At 33.6% G+C, this 18,057-nt stretch carries 17 protein-coding genes; all 17 read right to left on the bottom strand.

The window, feature by feature from the left end; genetic code table 11:
* Positions 1-7: 7 nt before the first annotated feature.
* The 17 genes from ABD000_RS09790 to ABD000_RS09710 are packed head-to-tail and all read right to left on the bottom strand — an operon-like array spanning position 8 to position 18,056.
* Complete coding sequence (locus ABD000_RS09790) at positions 8-1,165, bottom strand: hypothetical protein (RefSeq protein WP_343766656.1); 1,158 nt, start codon at positions 1,163-1,165, stop codon at positions 8-10.
* A complete protein-coding gene (locus ABD000_RS09785; RefSeq protein ID WP_343766651.1) occupies positions 1,152-2,144 on the bottom strand; it encodes a polysaccharide deacetylase family protein in 993 nt (330 codons plus the stop codon). Before ABD000_RS09785 ends, ABD000_RS09790 begins: the two co-directional genes overlap by 14 nt.
* Entirely contained in the window at positions 2,144-2,989 is an 846-nt protein-coding gene (locus ABD000_RS09780; protein WP_343766649.1) for a sulfotransferase family protein, read from the bottom strand. The genes ABD000_RS09785 and ABD000_RS09780 overlap by 1 nt, the downstream gene beginning before the upstream one ends.
* A complete protein-coding gene (locus tag ABD000_RS09775; RefSeq protein ID WP_343766648.1) occupies positions 2,979-4,184 on the bottom strand; it encodes an O-antigen ligase family protein in 1,206 nt (401 codons plus the stop codon). Before ABD000_RS09775 ends, ABD000_RS09780 begins: the two co-directional genes overlap by 11 nt.
* Positions 4,185-4,237: 53 nt before the next feature.
* Positions 4,238-6,112, bottom strand: a complete 1,875-nt coding sequence (locus ABD000_RS09770; RefSeq protein WP_343766645.1) for a heparinase II/III family protein — start codon at positions 6,110-6,112, stop codon at positions 4,238-4,240.
* 31 nt (positions 6,113-6,143) lie between these two features.
* Entirely contained in the window at positions 6,144-7,394 is a 1,251-nt protein-coding gene (locus tag ABD000_RS09765; protein WP_343766643.1) for a phenylacetate--CoA ligase family protein, read from the bottom strand.
* A gap of 5 nt (positions 7,395-7,399) precedes the next feature.
* Positions 7,400-8,464: a glycosyltransferase family 4 protein gene (locus ABD000_RS09760; RefSeq protein ID WP_343766640.1), complete on the bottom strand. Its 1,065-nt coding sequence runs from the start codon at positions 8,462-8,464 to the stop codon at positions 7,400-7,402.
* Complete coding sequence (locus tag ABD000_RS09755) at positions 8,458-9,678, bottom strand: O-antigen polymerase (protein ID WP_343766637.1); 1,221 nt, start codon at positions 9,676-9,678, stop codon at positions 8,458-8,460. The genes ABD000_RS09760 and ABD000_RS09755 overlap by 7 nt, the downstream gene beginning before the upstream one ends.
* Positions 9,679-9,697: 19 nt before the next feature.
* The gene (locus ABD000_RS09750; protein WP_343766634.1) at positions 9,698-10,981 is read right to left on the bottom strand and encodes a flippase; all 1,284 of its coding nucleotides are present in this window, start codon (positions 10,979-10,981) and stop codon (positions 9,698-9,700) included.
* A 9-nt stretch (positions 10,982-10,990) separates the two neighbouring features.
* A complete protein-coding gene (locus ABD000_RS09745) occupies positions 10,991-11,470 on the bottom strand; it encodes a hypothetical protein (RefSeq protein ID WP_343766631.1) in 480 nt (159 codons plus the stop codon).
* Positions 11,457-12,665, bottom strand: coding sequence for a UDP-N-acetyl-D-mannosamine dehydrogenase (wecC, locus tag ABD000_RS09740; RefSeq protein ID WP_343766628.1), 1,209 nt, complete (start codon positions 12,663-12,665; stop codon positions 11,457-11,459). The genes ABD000_RS09745 and wecC overlap by 14 nt, the downstream gene beginning before the upstream one ends.
* Positions 12,666-12,676: 11 nt before the next feature.
* The gene (gene wecB / locus ABD000_RS09735) at positions 12,677-13,801 is read right to left on the bottom strand and encodes a non-hydrolyzing UDP-N-acetylglucosamine 2-epimerase (RefSeq protein WP_343766625.1); all 1,125 of its coding nucleotides are present in this window, start codon (positions 13,799-13,801) and stop codon (positions 12,677-12,679) included.
* Positions 13,798-14,646, bottom strand: a complete 849-nt coding sequence (gene rfbD, locus ABD000_RS09730) for a dTDP-4-dehydrorhamnose reductase (RefSeq protein ID WP_343766622.1) — start codon at positions 14,644-14,646, stop codon at positions 13,798-13,800. The genes wecB and rfbD overlap by 4 nt, the downstream gene beginning before the upstream one ends.
* Positions 14,643-15,206, bottom strand: a complete 564-nt coding sequence (gene rfbC, locus ABD000_RS09725; protein ID WP_343766619.1) for a dTDP-4-dehydrorhamnose 3,5-epimerase — start codon at positions 15,204-15,206, stop codon at positions 14,643-14,645. The genes rfbD and rfbC overlap by 4 nt, the downstream gene beginning before the upstream one ends.
* Entirely contained in the window at positions 15,207-16,064 is an 858-nt protein-coding gene (gene rfbA / locus ABD000_RS09720) for a glucose-1-phosphate thymidylyltransferase RfbA (protein ID WP_343766616.1), read from the bottom strand.
* On the bottom strand, positions 16,061-17,077 hold the full coding sequence (gene rfbB, locus ABD000_RS09715; protein WP_343766613.1) for a dTDP-glucose 4,6-dehydratase: 1,017 nt from the start codon (positions 17,075-17,077) through the stop codon (positions 16,061-16,063). The genes rfbA and rfbB overlap by 4 nt, the downstream gene beginning before the upstream one ends.
* Positions 17,070-18,056 carry a hypothetical protein gene (locus ABD000_RS09710; protein ID WP_343766611.1) on the bottom strand — a complete coding sequence of 329 codons (987 nt, stop codon included), beginning with the start codon at positions 18,054-18,056 and terminating at the stop codon, positions 17,070-17,072. Before ABD000_RS09710 ends, rfbB begins: the two co-directional genes overlap by 8 nt.
* Between the last annotated feature and the right edge of the window lies 1 nt (position 18,057).

Here is an 18,057-nt window from a genome sequence, read left to right as displayed (position 1 = left end):
AGATGTATTAAATAATTCTTGTTTCAAATGAAGTAGTATCTGAGGTTTTTAAAATTTGCTGTACGAACACGATGTACATTACCACGGTTGGGTTACTTAAAAAATTTCCTGAAAGCATAATAATAAAGCTCAAAAAAAATAATAGCGCTACAGCCTTATAATTCAACGTAAATGTAACAAGTAATTTGTAATACATATAGATGTAAAGTATTGTCCCAACAAGTCCAAAAAAATGCAACACATCAATTAAATCCAATTGAGATCTCACATAAGGATCATCAACTCCTCCAAAAAGATAATGTATGAAGGACCAGTGATTAGTGATATGTGGTAGTGTTCGATTTATGAAAAGATCATTTCTAAATGACAATATAGATGATAAAATCCCTTTTTCTTCTTGAATAGTAGTAAAGCTTGTGTAATTATAGAAAACAATATAAAATAAGCCAAGCCCAATGAGTGATACTAGGCTGATTAATAATACCCTTGCTTTTGTTGAAATACACATTTTATAAACTTTGAAAAAGCCAAAAAACAATATAGAAAGATAGACAGACTTTGTCCCAATAAGTAGTGAGGATATCATAACGATAACAAATAAACTATCATATCTTAAAGGTAAATTTCTTTTAAAAAGTACATAAAAAACGGCAATGAGGTAGAAATAAGATGAAGTGGATGAGTTCCTTAACAATCCATTGTAACCAAATCGTCCATATTTGTATGTTTCAAAGACATGAATGTCAAAAATAAGTCCAAGAATAATAAACATGGCATTTACTATAATAAGGAGCTTAAATGCTTGTATTAAAAACGACTTTGCCTTTTTTGATAGAGGATTAAAGTAAAAGTATTGCAATACTAATAATGCAAAGATGTACTTACCAAAAATTTTTATGCTATACATAGTAAAGCCTCCTATCAAAAAATTTTGTCCCAATATAAATCCTGCGGTTAAAGTCAAGAATCCAATTATAATCGACTTTCTTTTTTTTAAAGAGACAGTCATCTCCATTAAAAAATAAAGTGCCACACTAATTTTTGTGAATAATTGAATTGAGTTAGGAGAATTAGCATAGAATCCTATTTTACTTATAAACTCAGTTATATAAAAAAGAATTAATATACTGCCTGCGAAATAGGTTTTTAGATTAAACAATTTCATAGGTCACAAAATTGTGATGATCCTTAGTAGATTCAATAAATTCTTTTAATTTTTTTAACGAATATGGTGTAAATGCTTTAGGATGCCCTATTAATACAAAGTGTTTATGCGTTTTTGCACGTTGTGTATAGTTAGTAAAAGCTTTTTGTATTAATGTAGATTTGAAACCATCTATAGATACGACGCTGTAAGAAGAGATTGTGAGCAATTTCAATTTTTGACGCGTTGATAATGGTATGGCAGAACCATCACCAAATGGTTTATGTTCCTTGTTCTTAATAAGCTTTTTTGACGCAAACTTCCAAAAAAACAAAGGAGTGACTTTTATTGAACTAATGGGAACTTCAAGAAATTTTCCATTCTCTTCTTGTTTTGTGAGATTTTCATCAAAACTGTACTGGGTCACGTAAGGATCGATAGCTCTAAAGTCAAAATTTTGTAGTGAGGATGAGTAAAATCCTTGAGGATAGACAGAACTATCAATACGCAGATTGTTTGACTCAAAGCCTGGTTTTAGGTTAGAAAAAGGTTGAGCACTCCACCCACCTGCCCGATATGCTATTGGCTTTTTATTTGTGATTTTTGTTAATACATTAGTATAGCGATCAAAAATATTAGTTACTTCCTCCTGTTTGAAACAATCAAGACGATATCGCTTTGTATTCATATGCCATTTCTTACCGTCAAAAAAAGAATCTTCCCAGTGAGGATGTATATGAAGTTCGATCGAGTGACCCTTTGCAACAAGTTCTTTTAATTGATTTTTTATGACGGTGTAATCGTCTTCTAGTTGAGGGTATTGTTTCTTTTGTCGTTCTAACGCAAGAAGATAACCAGAATCAACAAAAAAAGTGGCTGAAATATTATAAGGATCTAAAAGTTCTGTAAGGTGATTCGTAGGTTTTATGATACTCTCTTGTACTGATCCTGTATGCGCTCCAAAAAATAATTCGTAATCTAAGGTTATGAAGATATTCATCACATCTTATATTTATTAACGATCAATAAAGGTAAAGATAGCATGTAATATAATAGCTGATGACTTCTTTTCATTTCTTGCCTCCAAGAAATTTTTTGACTAATCTTAATTTGATTTTTTGAAACAAGACGATTTCCCCCAATAAAGTGTGGCGTCTTTATTTCCTTAGACAGTAACGCTGTTTCTTTAAAATTGAAAACATGTTCATAAATTCGCTCAAGAGTTTTGTTAGGATTATTAATAAAGTCTTCGTACCTAATCTTTATTATGTTTTTATCCATACGTGCAATTAATTCACCTATTGTATTGATAAGAAGATAGTAGATAAGAGATGAAAATGGCGACCTTGGTGTTTGTACTTTTTTCTTAAAAGAATGTATAACACCCCGCACATCGCGAACTAAGAAAACACCTTTAATCTCATTTTTATTGCTTTTTCTTAATAAAAGATAACGTGCAATGTATTTAGAAGAATCCAACATCCAAGTAGAAGATGTAGCTTTACGAATAGCTGAAAATACTTCTTCATTTGCCTTTATATAATCCCGTGAATTGTGATTGCTTAAAAGATAATTCAATATATAGCGATGATTGTGTTTTTTCTCAATACTCCTATAATTTTCATTTGAGACGTGACTAAACCTAATCTCTTTTATAATTTCTTTCCAAAACATACATGCATCAAGAACACTACCACACGAGCACGACTTGTTGTCAAAATAATATTCGAAAAATTGATGTAGTTCGCCAACGGTTTGAATGTTTGGATGTGTATGTAATGCAGATGCCAATAACGTCGTACCGCTACGACCGGCTCCTAATAAATAAATTATTTTATTTTTCAAAAAGAGGTTTATTAATAAGTTTTTGGTCTCTTATATAATGATAAACACACAAAGATAAGATTAAGCTAAAAATTTTAATACCTAACTCCCTCTCTAGCATACTTTCTGTAAGGCAACTAAATAAGAAAGACAACAGCAAAACGGTATAAAAATAGTGTTGAGAAATGATCGTATATCTTAAAAAAACGACTATCACAGTTATAAATATAGAAAGCCCTATTAGGCCTGTACTCGCTAAGTATTCAGCATATTGGTTATGTGCATTAAGATTTTTAGCATAAGCTATTTGATCATCCATCTTATTATACTGCTCAAGTCTTAAAATATCATCTGTTGTAGATCCTGCTCCAATAATTGGATGCTCTAGAAAAATATTCCATGAAGCGATAAGGCGTGAGAACCGCTTGTCTCCTAATTCATCATCTGTCAAATTAAGCATTTTCACATATTTACGCTGTAAGTATTTTGAGGGATGAACGTAAATTACAGCGGCAAATAGCATAATTACAGCTGTACTAATAAAAATGAACCGTTTCTTTTTAAAGAAAAGTGTAAATCCTATGCTTAAAAGGATCAATAAAATAATTGAATTTCTTGAAACCAGATGAAATAGAAATAATATAAAGAAAAATATTACTGCGTAGATAAGTATTCTCTTTGAGTTCGCTAATTCTTTAGCCTTTTTACCCAATAAGTAGTATTTCACTAAAAAACTAATTGCAATAATTATAATAAATCCTAAATAGGGAGGATGAATATCTAATATTCTTGTCAAGTATATGTTACTACGTTTCCACGCCAGTAAGTTTGAAAGAGGTTCGTTATTTCTTACTACAGCCTGTATTGCATTGATCCAGCAGATCGTTATAGCTATAACACAACCTAATACTAACGCTTTAAAAATTATTTGATCTAATCGTTCAGAGCGCTTCGCTAATACAACCATAGATAACGGTAATAACAAAAATGGAAAATATCGCACTACTTCTTCAATTCCTTTACTTATATCCCTGGCATTGATTAATCCTACTAATTTTATTACAATTAAGGTCATAGGGATAATCCCTAACCAGACTAGATTTTTTATTTTAAATTCACTCTTGCTTTTAGTATAGAGATAGAAACAATAAATTGCGGAGCCAACAAGAAACCAAGTGCTTATATTCTTATGAAGCGGTAAAAGCAAAGCTGTCATGAAAATCAGACTCTCTTCTATTGTATATTTTCGTATATATATTTTGCTTAACTTCATTTATATGAAATCCTTAATGAAATGGACCTTGTTTCTTTACTTTTTATAGTGGTGGTGTATACTAAGGTCTTTGCCTGAACTTTTACATTATATTGAGGAGAATACCAACCTTGTAAATTATCCTTCTCTCCTTCGCTAATAGAAGCTTCGTTGAGCCAACTACCTTGTAATATTATTTTTTCATTTTCATTTATAAGAACAATTTTTTTGTTTGCCTCTTGGATTATGACATTTGGATGAAAATGCAAAAAATAATGAATCGTTTTAGATTTTTTGTTGTTGTCTGAATTAATGAGAACATCCCTAATTTGAATTTCTTTATCCATTCTATTGAAATATATGGCTCTTTCATGCTGAATAGATTGAGATCTAAATGCGTTGGTTGTTGCTCTGCAAAAGGCTTTCTCCTGACTTGATGTATACTCTTGAACCGTTGTTTCCGGAAGATTTATCCAACTCATTCTTCCGTTATTTACGGCATGATTTTTATTGTTGACAGAAATGGTATTATGTGCTGAAATTCCCTTAAAATAGTTTCGCCAATGTGTAAATTTTTTATGATATTGATAGGTGCCGCTATCAACTAAAAATTCTTTTCCGCGTAAGCTAAAATTAATATGAAAAATATCAGAATGTCCATGAGCGGCAGAAATGTAATCTCCAATTGTACCACAATCAAAGGAGAGTTTTGCTCTTTCCTCTTGATCGTAGAGAAACAGGTATCCAGAATCTTTGAATAGTGTATCGTTTAATTCATTATATCTCTTTATTGAGTTGAGTGATTCTCCATAAATCAGATAATTTCTAGCATCAACCTCTCCATCCACACAGTAATTATTATAAAATAAATGATTAGAAGATTTTAATAGAGATTGGTATACTGAATATTTCTTGTCGAAATAAGGAAGGATAACAGCACCTTCATCATTATCACCAAATATAGTACTCAATCCTTCATAGCTTATGTGACTTGTAAACTTGAACAATGATTCTACTTTTTCTAAAACTGAAGAAGGTATCTTAATCTTAGTGCGTTTTAAAAAGTCAATTGCTATCAGAATTTGTTCAGAAATCTCTGCATGGTAATGTGTACATAATTCCATATGAACACCATCCTTATTGATTTGAATATTGATCTGGTCATAGAGCAGGTTTTGCCACCGAGTTCTCTCTTTATGGGGTAATTCAAAATAACATGATAAGACCACTAATCCCATCGTTTCTGCCATGAGATGATTATTTGCAGAAGAGTAACGGGAAAGGTGGTTTTTTAGATAAATATAACTGTTTGAAAGAATGCGTAAGATTGTTTGATCGCATGACAGGGAGATCAAACCTCTGCCCTTTAAAGCTTGATGTGAGTAAACTAAGTTCACAGCCCGTATCGCTACTTCAATCCCCGAAGTCCAGTGTATAGAATATAAATAGGGATTTTGTTCATCCCAACTGGTTATCATACCATCAATTATACTCAACATCCTTTTATCCTTTTCTTCTATCGCTTTTAATGATAAGAAAGGCAAGAAGTACATTCTGGATAACTCTGCAACAACTTTTACATCTCCTACAACATCAAAATCTTGTCGATCAACCTCACTATAATATTTTATGGGTGAACTTATGTTATTATGATAATCTTTTCTCCAATCATCAACCTCGTATACATTTATTAATTGATCAAACAACAGATATTGTGACATATCATTTTTACCCTCGAATAATTCTTTAAGCACTGACTCACTATAGGTTACCGCGTGAAGAGATGGATTAAGCTTGAGAAGTTTTGGTTGACGGGTGGATTGTATACGTCCCTTAAATTGATGTTGTATAAATTGAGGGATGCGATAAAAGAATACTTCTTTTACGCTCATTAATTTTAATCGATTATAATACCATTGTAATTTATTCAAGACGGCTGATAACGAGTTTAAATTTATTACTAGAGGTTTTTATCAGCTCATCTTCATGTATGAAATTGATGTTGAAGGTAGCCTGATCCCCAATTCTTTTTTTAATATTATAGATAATTTTGTCTTTTTCGGTGTTATTGAATTGTTGTTCAATGACGAGGTTAACGTCGAATTCTGCTTTTTTGTCCTGAATGATCTGGGCATATTTCACGTTATTTATTCCTTTAAAAACGTGGTCCATCCTACCTATCTTACTTCCATCATTTAAAACAACATAATCGTCCACCCTACCTATGATTTTTTGAATACGGATAGGTTTCTTTGAAACAATTTCTACTTGGTCATCTACCCTATATCTAATGAGTGGAAATCCAGGATTTATTAAATTGGTGGTTAGGATATGATTTTCTTTATATTCATTGTAACTATAAAGTTTAGCTTCTTCATAGAATTCTTGATTAAATTGTACTAAAGAGATTGTTCGCTCTGCATTACCATAACGATCAAAAATTTTAGTATTCAACATTTTCTCAATCTTTTCTTTTTGATGATCGTATAAGGTTTCTGAAGAAGTAAATACAACAGGTACATTGAGTGATCTTTTTAAAGATTGACAAAAATTAGATAGGATTTCAAGGGAGCTGGGATATGCCAGAATAGCATTTGGTTTGAAACGTTCAATTTCATCCAGATAAAACTTAGCGTATTCACTTGATAAGTTATAGCTTGAGAGATATAATGTATTTGAAAACTTATCGAAGTATTTCATCCTACTTTTATCTAAAACACCTCTAAGGGAAACTACTTTCTGTCCATAATGATGCCCGGCGTTATTTCGAAATACTTCATTATGAGCAGCCTCGTTTAACACACAATCCAGATCGTAATAAACCTTGAGAGGAGAGCCAGAAGTTCCGCTGGTATGACTAGTATGTCTTATTCTATTGCCTATGTATAACTTGTCAATTTGGTCTTTTATAATTGCTTTTGTTATTGGAGGTAAATTCTTGACGTCCTCCTGATTTTGAATTTGACTAAGGTTTACTCCGTGATCATCATATAGTTTTTTATAAAACAAAGAATTAGTGTAGGCATTCTCAATATGTGCTCTAATTTTTTCTTGTTTTAGTTGCTCTAATTTATCGTTAGAAATAGTATAGTAGTCATTGACTTTTTTCAATCGCCTCTTAAATAAAAAGCCATATTTTAAATGAGCATCTAAGAAACTTTTCAAAAAGTTCATTCTACCTAAATTTTACTGTAAATTTTGTTTAGTTTGTTTAAGACATTTTCTACGTAGTATGGCTCAACCAATTGTTTACTGTTATGACCATGATCAATTATCTTTTTAGGCGTCTTAACGTAACTAAGTATTGCTTCTTTAATGGCATGCACATCTCCCGGCCGTATAAATATACCATTAAAACTCGGCTTAAGAATTTGAGGTATGCCACCAATTTGTGTCGCTATGAGTGGGAGTTCATAGTTCATCGCTTCAAGTAATGAGATTGGTAAACCTTCATGATAGGAGGGTAAAATCATTATATGTGATTTCTGGTAAAGATCAGATTTTTGCATATGATTAATCCATCCTTTAAAAGAAACTATTTTTGATACGCCAAGTTCTTCTATTTCTTGTAAAAGTTTTTTTTCTTCGCCTCTACCCCCAATAATAAGCTGTATATCTTCCTTTATTTCATTTTCTAATAGTGCAATTGCCCGAATAAGATCAAAAATACCCTTATCTTGATTTATTGTTCCTAGGAACAATAGGTTTTTCTTTTGATCGAAATTTTTAGGCCGCGGAGTCCCTCTGATGATCGGATTATTGAGAATGTAGATATTTTGATTTGAAAATTCCTTTTCAAAATATTCTTTCCACTCCTGAGAAAGAACAATTAATCCGTGGCAGGAATTAATCATATGTGAGACAGCATTCTTTACCAAAAAACCGGAGTTTTGATAAAAAATGGGATACTTACCTCCATGAATATGATAGACTACTTTTTTTCTTAAAAGTTTAACTATGAGAAAAAACATATATTTTCTATAAAAACTACCATAAGAAGCTCCATGTATATGAATTATAGCTATCCTGCGATAATAGCAAATGAGGTAGATAAGAAAATGAAATAATCTAAAAGGCAGCAGCAAAAAGTTAATGTGCTTATTTTGAACTAGTGCAGAACTAAAAAAATTAAAATCTTTCCCGATGAAGGTTGCATATGTTTTTAACACTGAAGCTATTCCTCCTCTTCTACGATGATAGTTGGGCCCTATAAATACTACTTTATCAAAATCCTGTTTCACCATCTAATTATTAAAGCGACAGAGCTTAATACCAACGTGCATATAAATACTGCTCTAATTACTTGAACAGATTCATTGTTTAATTTCAGCTTAAAACGGGGGTTAAAAATAAACAGTAAAACCAATAAGAAATATATCAACTTTGGATCTATAGGAAAGTTACCCGCACGCACACTCCAGAGTAAGTTGAAAAAGAAGGCAATGTATAATATCACATAAAAGGGTGATTTAAACGTAGTAAATCTTCTATACAGGATGCTTGAAATATAACCTATTATAAAGGGTATTATTAAGCTAAATATTCCAAAATCCATATAATAACTATAAGGAATTGCAGCAGATCGTGCTGTTTTTGATCTACTAAAATTTTTCTGCAAATATGTCGCTCCATGGTCGCTATACCCGGGAATTAATACCGAAAGATAAATTCCAAGCGTATATCTACCTGCAAGTGTTTTACCATCTAAATTATTTACTACTTCAGCACCAAATTTTTGAGATCCTGTTAGATCACCATGGACAACCCAGGCAACAACTTCTAAGGTTGATCTTTTTTCAGAAAGGTCTAGTTTTTCTTTACCTCCATGTCTTTTTATCTGTACCCAGCCAATCAAAAATATAACAAAGACAATCCCGACTAAAATTCGTCTGAATAATTTCAGACTTATTTTCTTCATATTAGCGTATAGGAAAATTGCTCCAAGTACGGTGAATACCAGCAATGATCTTTCTGCAAAAAGCAGGTTTAAACTAACTGATAAAAGAAATTGTAGTAGATAAATGAATTTTTTCTGTTTTAAAAAGAAATAATACGCAATGATCCCTAAAAGAGCCATCATTTTAGTTGGAAAATCAACAAATCCTCCTAAACGTCCCAGTTTAGTCCTGATATATGGATCTGAGCTAAATAAAGGGATATCGCCAATGTAAATGAATTTTGCAAAGAAGAAAAACAAGCTAACTCCAAAAGCCAGTTGAAAATAGCTTATCATACTATTCTCTACCTCCCGCGACTGAATGACAGGTTTCTTTTGATAACAATAATATCCTGCGAGGTAGAAAAACACATAAAGCGCATATAACCAAAAGTAGTCTCTTGTGTTACCAACTAAATGTCCACTCCAACCTAATCCATTAGGAATAAATGCCAGTGCACTAATGAGTAAAAAGAACACTAGGTAAAGGTGCGGATGGGCTACATATTTGATCCACTTCATTTTAAATCGTCTTATGGTATTAGTGAATCCATGACTTAATTGATTTTTTTCTATATAAATACACTGCTCCCAGTATATTCCAAACCATCATCCCTACACCGCTTGCGAATGCTACACCTTTCGCTCCAAAAGATTGAACCAAAATGAGACTTAATACTATATTAATTATCAAAGATAATAAGATAAATTGTTGCAATTTTACCTGCAATCCAGTCATTTGAAATAGTGGCCCTACAGGTCCGGTCAATACATTAGTAATTTGAGCAAAAATTAAAATTCTAAGGACAAGACTACCTTTAATATATTCTTCTCCAAACAGTCCTAAAAAAAATTCAGGAAACAACATTAACGTAAGAAAGACTGGAATACCACATATCATCATTAATCTGGATGCAAAGGATACAGAATTATTCAATAGGGTCTCATCATTTCTAGCATAGAACTCTGCAATCTTAGGTGTTGTTATTGTTGCCACAGCGTTATATATAAAAGATACTGTCGCAGCAAGTTTGACTGCCGTACTATAAATGCCGATAGTTTCCTTGCTACTAAAAAACCCCAACAAAAATATGTCGCTCCATCCCATAAGCATAACGATGGATGAAGATATCATCATAGGATAAGATTCTCTTAAAATGAATGACGTACTAAGATGATCTACTTTTGTACTGGAAATGTTTTTATATCTAAAAAAAAGATGGGTAAAAGCCAGGAAACCGGTAGCCAGAATCCCAATTGAATATGCCAGAGTAGGAATTTGCAGGTTTACATATCCTTTTAGGTATAAGATCCATATTAGGAAAAGTGGAAAGGCAAACTTGAGTATGTGTACGTAAACTCCAAATGGGGTAGTTTCTTTTTTTCCTTTAAAAATACTTCCGCAAATCTCCAATAACGATATTGCAGGTATCCCTAATGCGGCCCAGCGAATATTTACGACGATATCTGGCATTTGATACATATATGCTATCAAAGGAGCTAAAAAAAATACTAGGGCTCCTACCAAAATTGAACTGATTATCGCAATAATAGCTGATTTACGTATAATATGTTTCTCTTGCGAGGAATTGCGAGATGATGCTATCCACTTTACTAAAGAAGTGTCAATTCCAAGTTTTGCTATAATTACTCCTACTGATAAGAATACTAAACTTATAGCAAATCCGCCTTGTATAGTAGGTCCAAACTTACTGGCTACAATCCATGTAAATAAAAATCCAAATCCATAGCCAACTACCCTGGTAAAAAAAACTTTAATTGCCTTTTCTAGTATTTCTTTGCTGTTTGCAGAAATGTTCAGCATGGATAAGTTTTATAGGCTAACTCTAGTGATGAAAATATTATCTCCATAACGTTCTTTGTATTTACCCCTATTATATAAGAAAAGTCTCATCTTTTTTATATAACGAACCGGAGTATTTACTTCTCTGATAATGTATTTATGATCGTTAAATGTGTGTAACTCTGGTTGAAAATCCCAACTTAAATAACTTTTCCCATCTGGCATAAATTTGGCCTGATCACCCTCCAGTTTTAAGTGAATTCCAAAGCTATATTTTTTAATTACCTCAGGAGTAATATCATCATTTAACATAATGGCAATGCGATATGAGTTATCATCCAGCTTAAAGAAGCCAATTTTTTGAACACTTACTTCATCATTGATTTTTTTATAAATTTCTCTGGAGTTTTCTAATTCATATAGCCCTTTATTCAAATGATCTGTTACTATATCTGTACAGGAAATTAAGAACAGAAAGCTTATTACCGGTATTTTTTTATAGGTTGCCACAAAAATCTAACGTTATTTTATGTTCTATTTTTGGTAGGTGTTTAAATTCCTTGTGCGCTACTAAAAAAACGATAATGTCTGCGTGTAGGATAGCATCATTTGCAGGGACTATTTGTCGATCCGTTACAGCACCAACTAAGTTAGGTTCAACCTCAAGTGTCTTAAAACCTTCTTTTTTAAGCGTATCTGCTACTTGGAGCGCAGGTGACTCGCGCAAGTCATCAATATCTGGTTTGAACGCTAATCCCATACATGCAATAATGGGGTCACGATCATGCTCAATTTTAAACGCAAGTGCTTTGTTTTTCACCTTTTCAATCACCCATTGGGTCTTATATACATTACGCTCTCTGCTGGTTTTAATTAAGGTGCTTTCATTAGGAAATTCTGAAACTATAAACCAAGGATCTACAGCGATACAATGACCCCCTACTCCTGTCCCGGGGTTTAAAATATTTACTCTGGGGTGTTTATTCGCTAACGCGATCATTTCCCAAACGTTAATTTCTGCTTTATCACAAATCATCGAAAGCTCATTGGCAAATGCGATTTGATTGTCTCTGGAAGCATTTTCTACCAGTTTTACCATTTCTGCTGTTTTCGCATTGGTGGGATGGAGCTGTCCCGAAACGAAATGCTTATAAAAAGCTATTGCTTTTTGGGTCGATGCCTGGTCTATACCTCCAATAGCTCTATCATTATGTTGCAGTTCGTGTAATATGTTGCCTGGTAATACACGCTCAGGACAGTAGGCAATATATATATGTCCTTTTAATTCTGGTCTGGTAGTATAAATAAGCTCTTCCATTTTACGCGTAGTACCAACAGGACTGGTTGATTCTAAGATTACCAGAACACCTTTCTCTAATACTGGAATTATGCTCTTTGTGGCTGATAACACATAAGAGAGATCTGGCATGTGATTATCTTTAAACGGGGTTGGAACAGCAATTAAGTAGACATCAGCTTTTACAGGGCTTGTAGTTGCCGTTAGATCTCCTTTATGGACAACATGATGAACTAAACCATCCAAATCAGGTTCTACGATATGTATTTGGCCCTTGTTAATCGTTTCTACAACGTTTTCTCGTATATCGATCCCGGTTACACGTAAACCCCTGCTAGCGATTAGGGCTGCTGTAGGTAAGCCTATATAACCTAATCCCATCATTACTACGCTTGGTTTGTTACTCATCTGATCAAATTCTATTGTTCTAAGATATAATTCATAATACGCTCTGTTGCTTTGCCATCACCATATGGATTATGAAGCATTCCCATTGTTTTATAATATTCTTGGTCTGTGAGGAGTTTATTGGACTCCTCAACTATTCGTTTTGTATCTGTTCCAACAAGCAAGACCGTTCCTTCCTTTACAGCTTCTGGCCGCTCTGTGGTATCTCTTGTTACTAATACAGGTTTACCTAGACTTGGTGCTTCTTCTTGTATCCCACCGCTATCTGTTATGATAAGATAAGACTTTTCCATTAACCAAATAAAAGCTGGATACGCTAGAGGAGCTACCAATTTTATATTTTCTATTCCTCCTAAAAGGTGATGCACCGGCTCCTTTACATTAGGGTTGAGATGAACCGGATATACAATTTCTACTTTACTGTTTTTGGTAGCAATATCTTTAAGTGCTGTACAAATCTTAATCAGACCTTCTCCATGATTCTCCCGTCTATGACCTGTAACCAAAATAACTTTTTTTGATAAATCAATCGTACCTTTAATTGTTTCTATTTCCTTGTCCCTAAATGAAGATTCATTTACCTTTTCAATTCCGTATAAAAGTGCGTCAATCACCGTATTGCCAGTTACTAAAATAGAATCTTCGGTAACATTTTCCTTGAGCAAATTTTCTTTAGAAAGTATCGTAGGCGCAAAATGAAAATCAGCAATCTTGCCGGTGAGTTGTCGGTTAAATTCTTCTGGAAAAGGATATTGTCTGTCAAATGTTCTTAACCCAGCTTCAACATGACATATTTTTGCTCCACTATAAAATGCCGCTATTCCCGCCGCCATTGAAGTCGTAGTATCCCCGTGTACATACACATAGTCAGGCTTTACCTCTTCAAGTACGGGTTTCATTTGCTCAATTATGGTTGCAGTCAAACTATATAGGTTTTGATTTGGTGTCATTACGTTTAAATCAAAATCTGGCTTAATTTCAAAAAAATCAAGTACTTGATCAAGCATTTCTCTATGCTGAGCAGTCACGCAAACTTTTGTGTCAAAACGATCATCTTTTAAGAATGAGTTCACCAACGGAGCCATTTTTATAGCTTCTGGGCGTGTGCCAAAAACGATGAGGTTCTTTTTTTTCATGTCGTTTCTATTAAGTGCGTAAGACTATCTTGCCATGAGAGAATATCTGGATACATTTTTAGTGCTTTTCTCTTACTCAAAACACTATTCATAGGTCTTTTTGCTTTGGTCTGATAAGCATTTGAAACAAGAAGGTCAACCTCCTTGCTCCTTCCTAGGCCATTAGCAATGGCTTTAGCAAAATCAAACCAGGTACATCTTCCTAAGTTACTAAAGTGATACGTTCCATACTGCTGAATATTATTCTTGATTAAAAACAACACGTACTCAGTCAAATCATTTGCATTAGTAGGGGTTCCTATTTGCGCTGTAGTGATACGTAATGTTGATCCTTGAGCTATCTTTTTTTTAATTGTTTTATAAAAATTATGTCCAAATTGGGAATATAACCAAGAGGTTCTTATAATGAAATGCTTACTGCATATCGCCCTTACGTATTCTTCTCCTTTTTGCTTTGACACTCCATAAACATTGATGGGATTTGTTAGATCCGTTTCCAGGTATTCTCCCTTATTGTTTCCATCAAATACGTAATCTGTAGATACATGTATAAGGGTTGCGTTATGCTTTTCACATGCTTCGGCTAGGTGTTTGGCTCCTAATGCATTAACTTTAAATGCCTTTTCCTGCTGAGTTTCTGCTAATTCAACATTAGTAAATGCTGCAGTATTGATGCAATAGTGGACCTTATGTTTGTCAAAAAAAGAGTCTACTTCCGCTTGACGGGTAATATCAAGTGAGCTTGACGGGGCTAGAATAAACTCGACCTCATTTATAGTTTTGCTGTGTAAATCTATACATTGCGCTAACTGACCGTTTGCCCCTGTAACTAGTACCTTTTTCACCCTTGAGCTTTTCTATCGTCTAGATACTCCCGTAACGTAGGAAGATCTTTATCTTTTTTTGAAAGAATCATATCATCTTGATTTAAGTGCCAGTCAAGATTCAACTCTGGGTCGTTATATCGAATTCCTCTCTCACTGCCCTTATGATAAAAATTATCGCACTTATAACAAAAGATGGTATTCTGTTTAAGAACAGAAAAACCATGAGCAAGACCCCGGGGAATAAAAAGCTGAAAATTATTTTCTTTGCTTAATTTTATGCTGAAGCTTTTTTTAAATGTTTTACTTAGTGGGCGAAGGTCAACAACCAAATCTAGTACTTCTCCTTCAATTACCCGTACTAACTTAGATTGAGCATATTTACCCTCCTGAAAATGCAAGCCTCGTACTGTACCATATGCTGAAACCGATTGATTATCCTGAACAAATTTAGGATTTAGCCCCGTCAATTCAGTAAAGGTCTGGCTGTTATATGTTTCCATAAAGCTCCCTCTATCATCTTTAAAAACCTTAGGCTTAATCAAATAGCAGCCTTCAATAGGTGTCTTATCAATATTCATCTATGGTACTTTAGAAAAATTTATACTATAACCACTTTTTAGAAAGGGAGCAGCTAATTGATCCAATTGATCTCTTGAGATATATCCCATCTGAAATGCAACTTCTTCAATCGCCCCGATTTTTAATCCCTGTCGCTCCTCAATGACCTGTACAAATTGTCCCGCCTGCATCAAAGAATTAAATGTTCCTGTATCTAACCAAGCAGTTCCTTTATCGAGAATACTAACATGTAATTTATCTCTTTTTAAATATTCATTATTCACATCTGTAATTTCCAATTCACCTCTGTCGCTGGGGCTTATATTCTTAGCGATGTCTACTACTTCATTATCGTAAAAATAAATTCCGGGAACGGCGTAATTGGATTTAGGGTGGGTCGGTTTTTCCTGAATGCTTATTGCTTTACCTTTATTATCAAACTCTACAACCCCGTAACGTTGCGGATCATGAACGTGATAAGCATATATAATTCCTCCCTCAGGGTCATTATTGTGCTGTAATAATTCTTCTAATCCAGACCCGTAAAAAATATTGTCTCCTAAAATTAAGGCTACTTTATCACCCCCAATGAAATCTGCGCCAATAATAAATGCTTCGGCCAGACCATTGGGTGCATTTTGAACAGCGTATTCAAACCTGCATCCCAAATTTTCTCCATCTCCTAACAAATTTTTAAAAGCTGGTAGGTCATGAGGAGTAGAAATAATGAGTATTTCTCTTATCCCAGCGGACATTAATGTAGATAACGGATAGTAAATCATGGGTTTATCATAAACAGGCATTAATTGCTTGCTCACCGCTAGTGTACATGGATGCAATCGGGTGCCAGATCCTCCCGCCAGAATTATTCCTTTCATGATGTATATTTAGTTAAATACCAATCAATGGTTTTTGTAATGCCGGTCTCAAAATTCTCGTCTGCTTTCCATCCCAGCTCATTCTCAATTTTACTTGCATCAATCGCATACCTAAAATCATGACCGGGTCTGTCTTTAACAAAGGTAATTTGATCAGCATAACTTCCATTATTTCTCGGTTGCTTTTGGTCCAATACTTCACAAATTTTATTCGCTATATACAAATTATTGCGTTCGTTTCGTCCACCAATATTATAGGTTTCTCCTAGTTTTCCTTTAGCTAAAACAAGTTCAATTCCTTTGCAATGATCCAACACGTATAACCAGTCCCGTATATTTTCGCCATCACCATAAATTGGAATGTCTTCTCCTGCGATTGCTTTTCTAATAATCGTTGGTATTAGTTTCTCATCGTGCTGATGGGGACCATAATTATTGGAGCAATTTGTGGTCACTACGGGCATACCGTATGTGTGAAAGTAACTACGCACAATAAAATCTGAAGCTGCTTTTGATGCACTGTAAGGGCTATTGGGCGCATATGGTGTTTCTTCGGTAAATAAACCTTCTTTACCTAATGTTCCATATACTTCATCTGTAGAAACATGTAAAAATCTTACTTGACTATACTCTTCTTTTAATTTAAATGGTGCGTCCATCCAATGAGCGTATGCAGTGTGTAAGAGATTAAAACTACCTGTTATGTTCGTATCAATAAAAGCACCTGGATTTTTGATAGAGTTGTCTACATGAGATTCTGCTGCAAAATGTATTACCTTTTTAAAACCGTATGTATTAAATAAGTTATTTAATGTACGCTTATCACAGATATCTCCTTCTATAAAAGTATAATTAGCCTCTTGAGAAACATTTATATATTCCAGATTGGCGGCATACGTCAATTTATCAAGATTGACAATGTGCTCCTGGGGGTGGTTTAGTACATAATGATTTACAAAATTTGATCCTATGAATCCGGCTCCTCCTGTAATAAGGATATTTTCTTTACTCATGAGATTGGGATAACTTTTTTAAATATGTATAAAACCTAATGCAAAGAACCACAGCTACGAATAAACCGATCAAAAGCACAGGTAGTATTATCATTTTATTCGCTAGAAGGCCTTGTTTTACAACAGTTAGTTTGGGATTATTAAGTAACAAAATAATATCGTCACTTCTAATTAATGCAGAACGTAAACTTTCATTTTCTTTTATAACCTCTCTTTTGGTCAAAATCAAATCGTTTAATTGAGCATCTTCTTGCGAGTCTATGTAAATACTACTAGGTAAGCTTGAGGTTTGAGGAGTCTTTACTCTTTTGATGAGTGTGTCGATCTGTTTAAGAATAACTTTATTCTCAACAATTCTAGCATTGATATCGTCCAGATAACTGGTTCGTAATTTTTTAAGATGTGCATTATTACCTAAAAATTCAATAACCCGTTTAATGGTTTGATTAGAAGCACTGCTACTGGTGGTGATTTTAATTTTATGTTTTTGATACTCAGTATAAAAAGCCTCAGAACTCAATAGGTCTTCTTCATATTTTATTTCGTTGAAAAATGCTTCCAAACTCCTAGGATCAACTTGTGTTCTTGAAATTAAATCGACTACATTCACAATAGGCGAAATTTTTATGCCTAATAAATCAGCTCCGTTTTCATCAAGTTTAAAACCATTTTCAACCAAAAAGACAGAATCTCTCTCGGCAACTTTGCGATTTAATAATTCAACAGCAGAATACACATAACTGGTCGCATCATAATTATTATGCACTACTAGAGTAGCTTCTTTTACAGGTTCAGCTTGTTTATTTAAAAAATATCCTATTACCGCACCAACAATAAGAAGTACGATAATGACAATCGCATATTTTAGGAAAAACTGGATTATACTATAAATGAAGATCAAAAATTGTTTAAACCCATCTTTAATTTTTTGAAAAACAACACCTAAATCGATCTCATCGTTATATTGCTGATCACTCATA

This window comes from Gangjinia marincola (assembly GCF_039523415.1).
Taxonomy (GTDB): domain Bacteria; phylum Bacteroidota; class Bacteroidia; order Flavobacteriales; family Flavobacteriaceae; genus Gangjinia; species Gangjinia marincola.
This window is presented reverse-complemented; position numbering and strand designations above follow the sequence as displayed.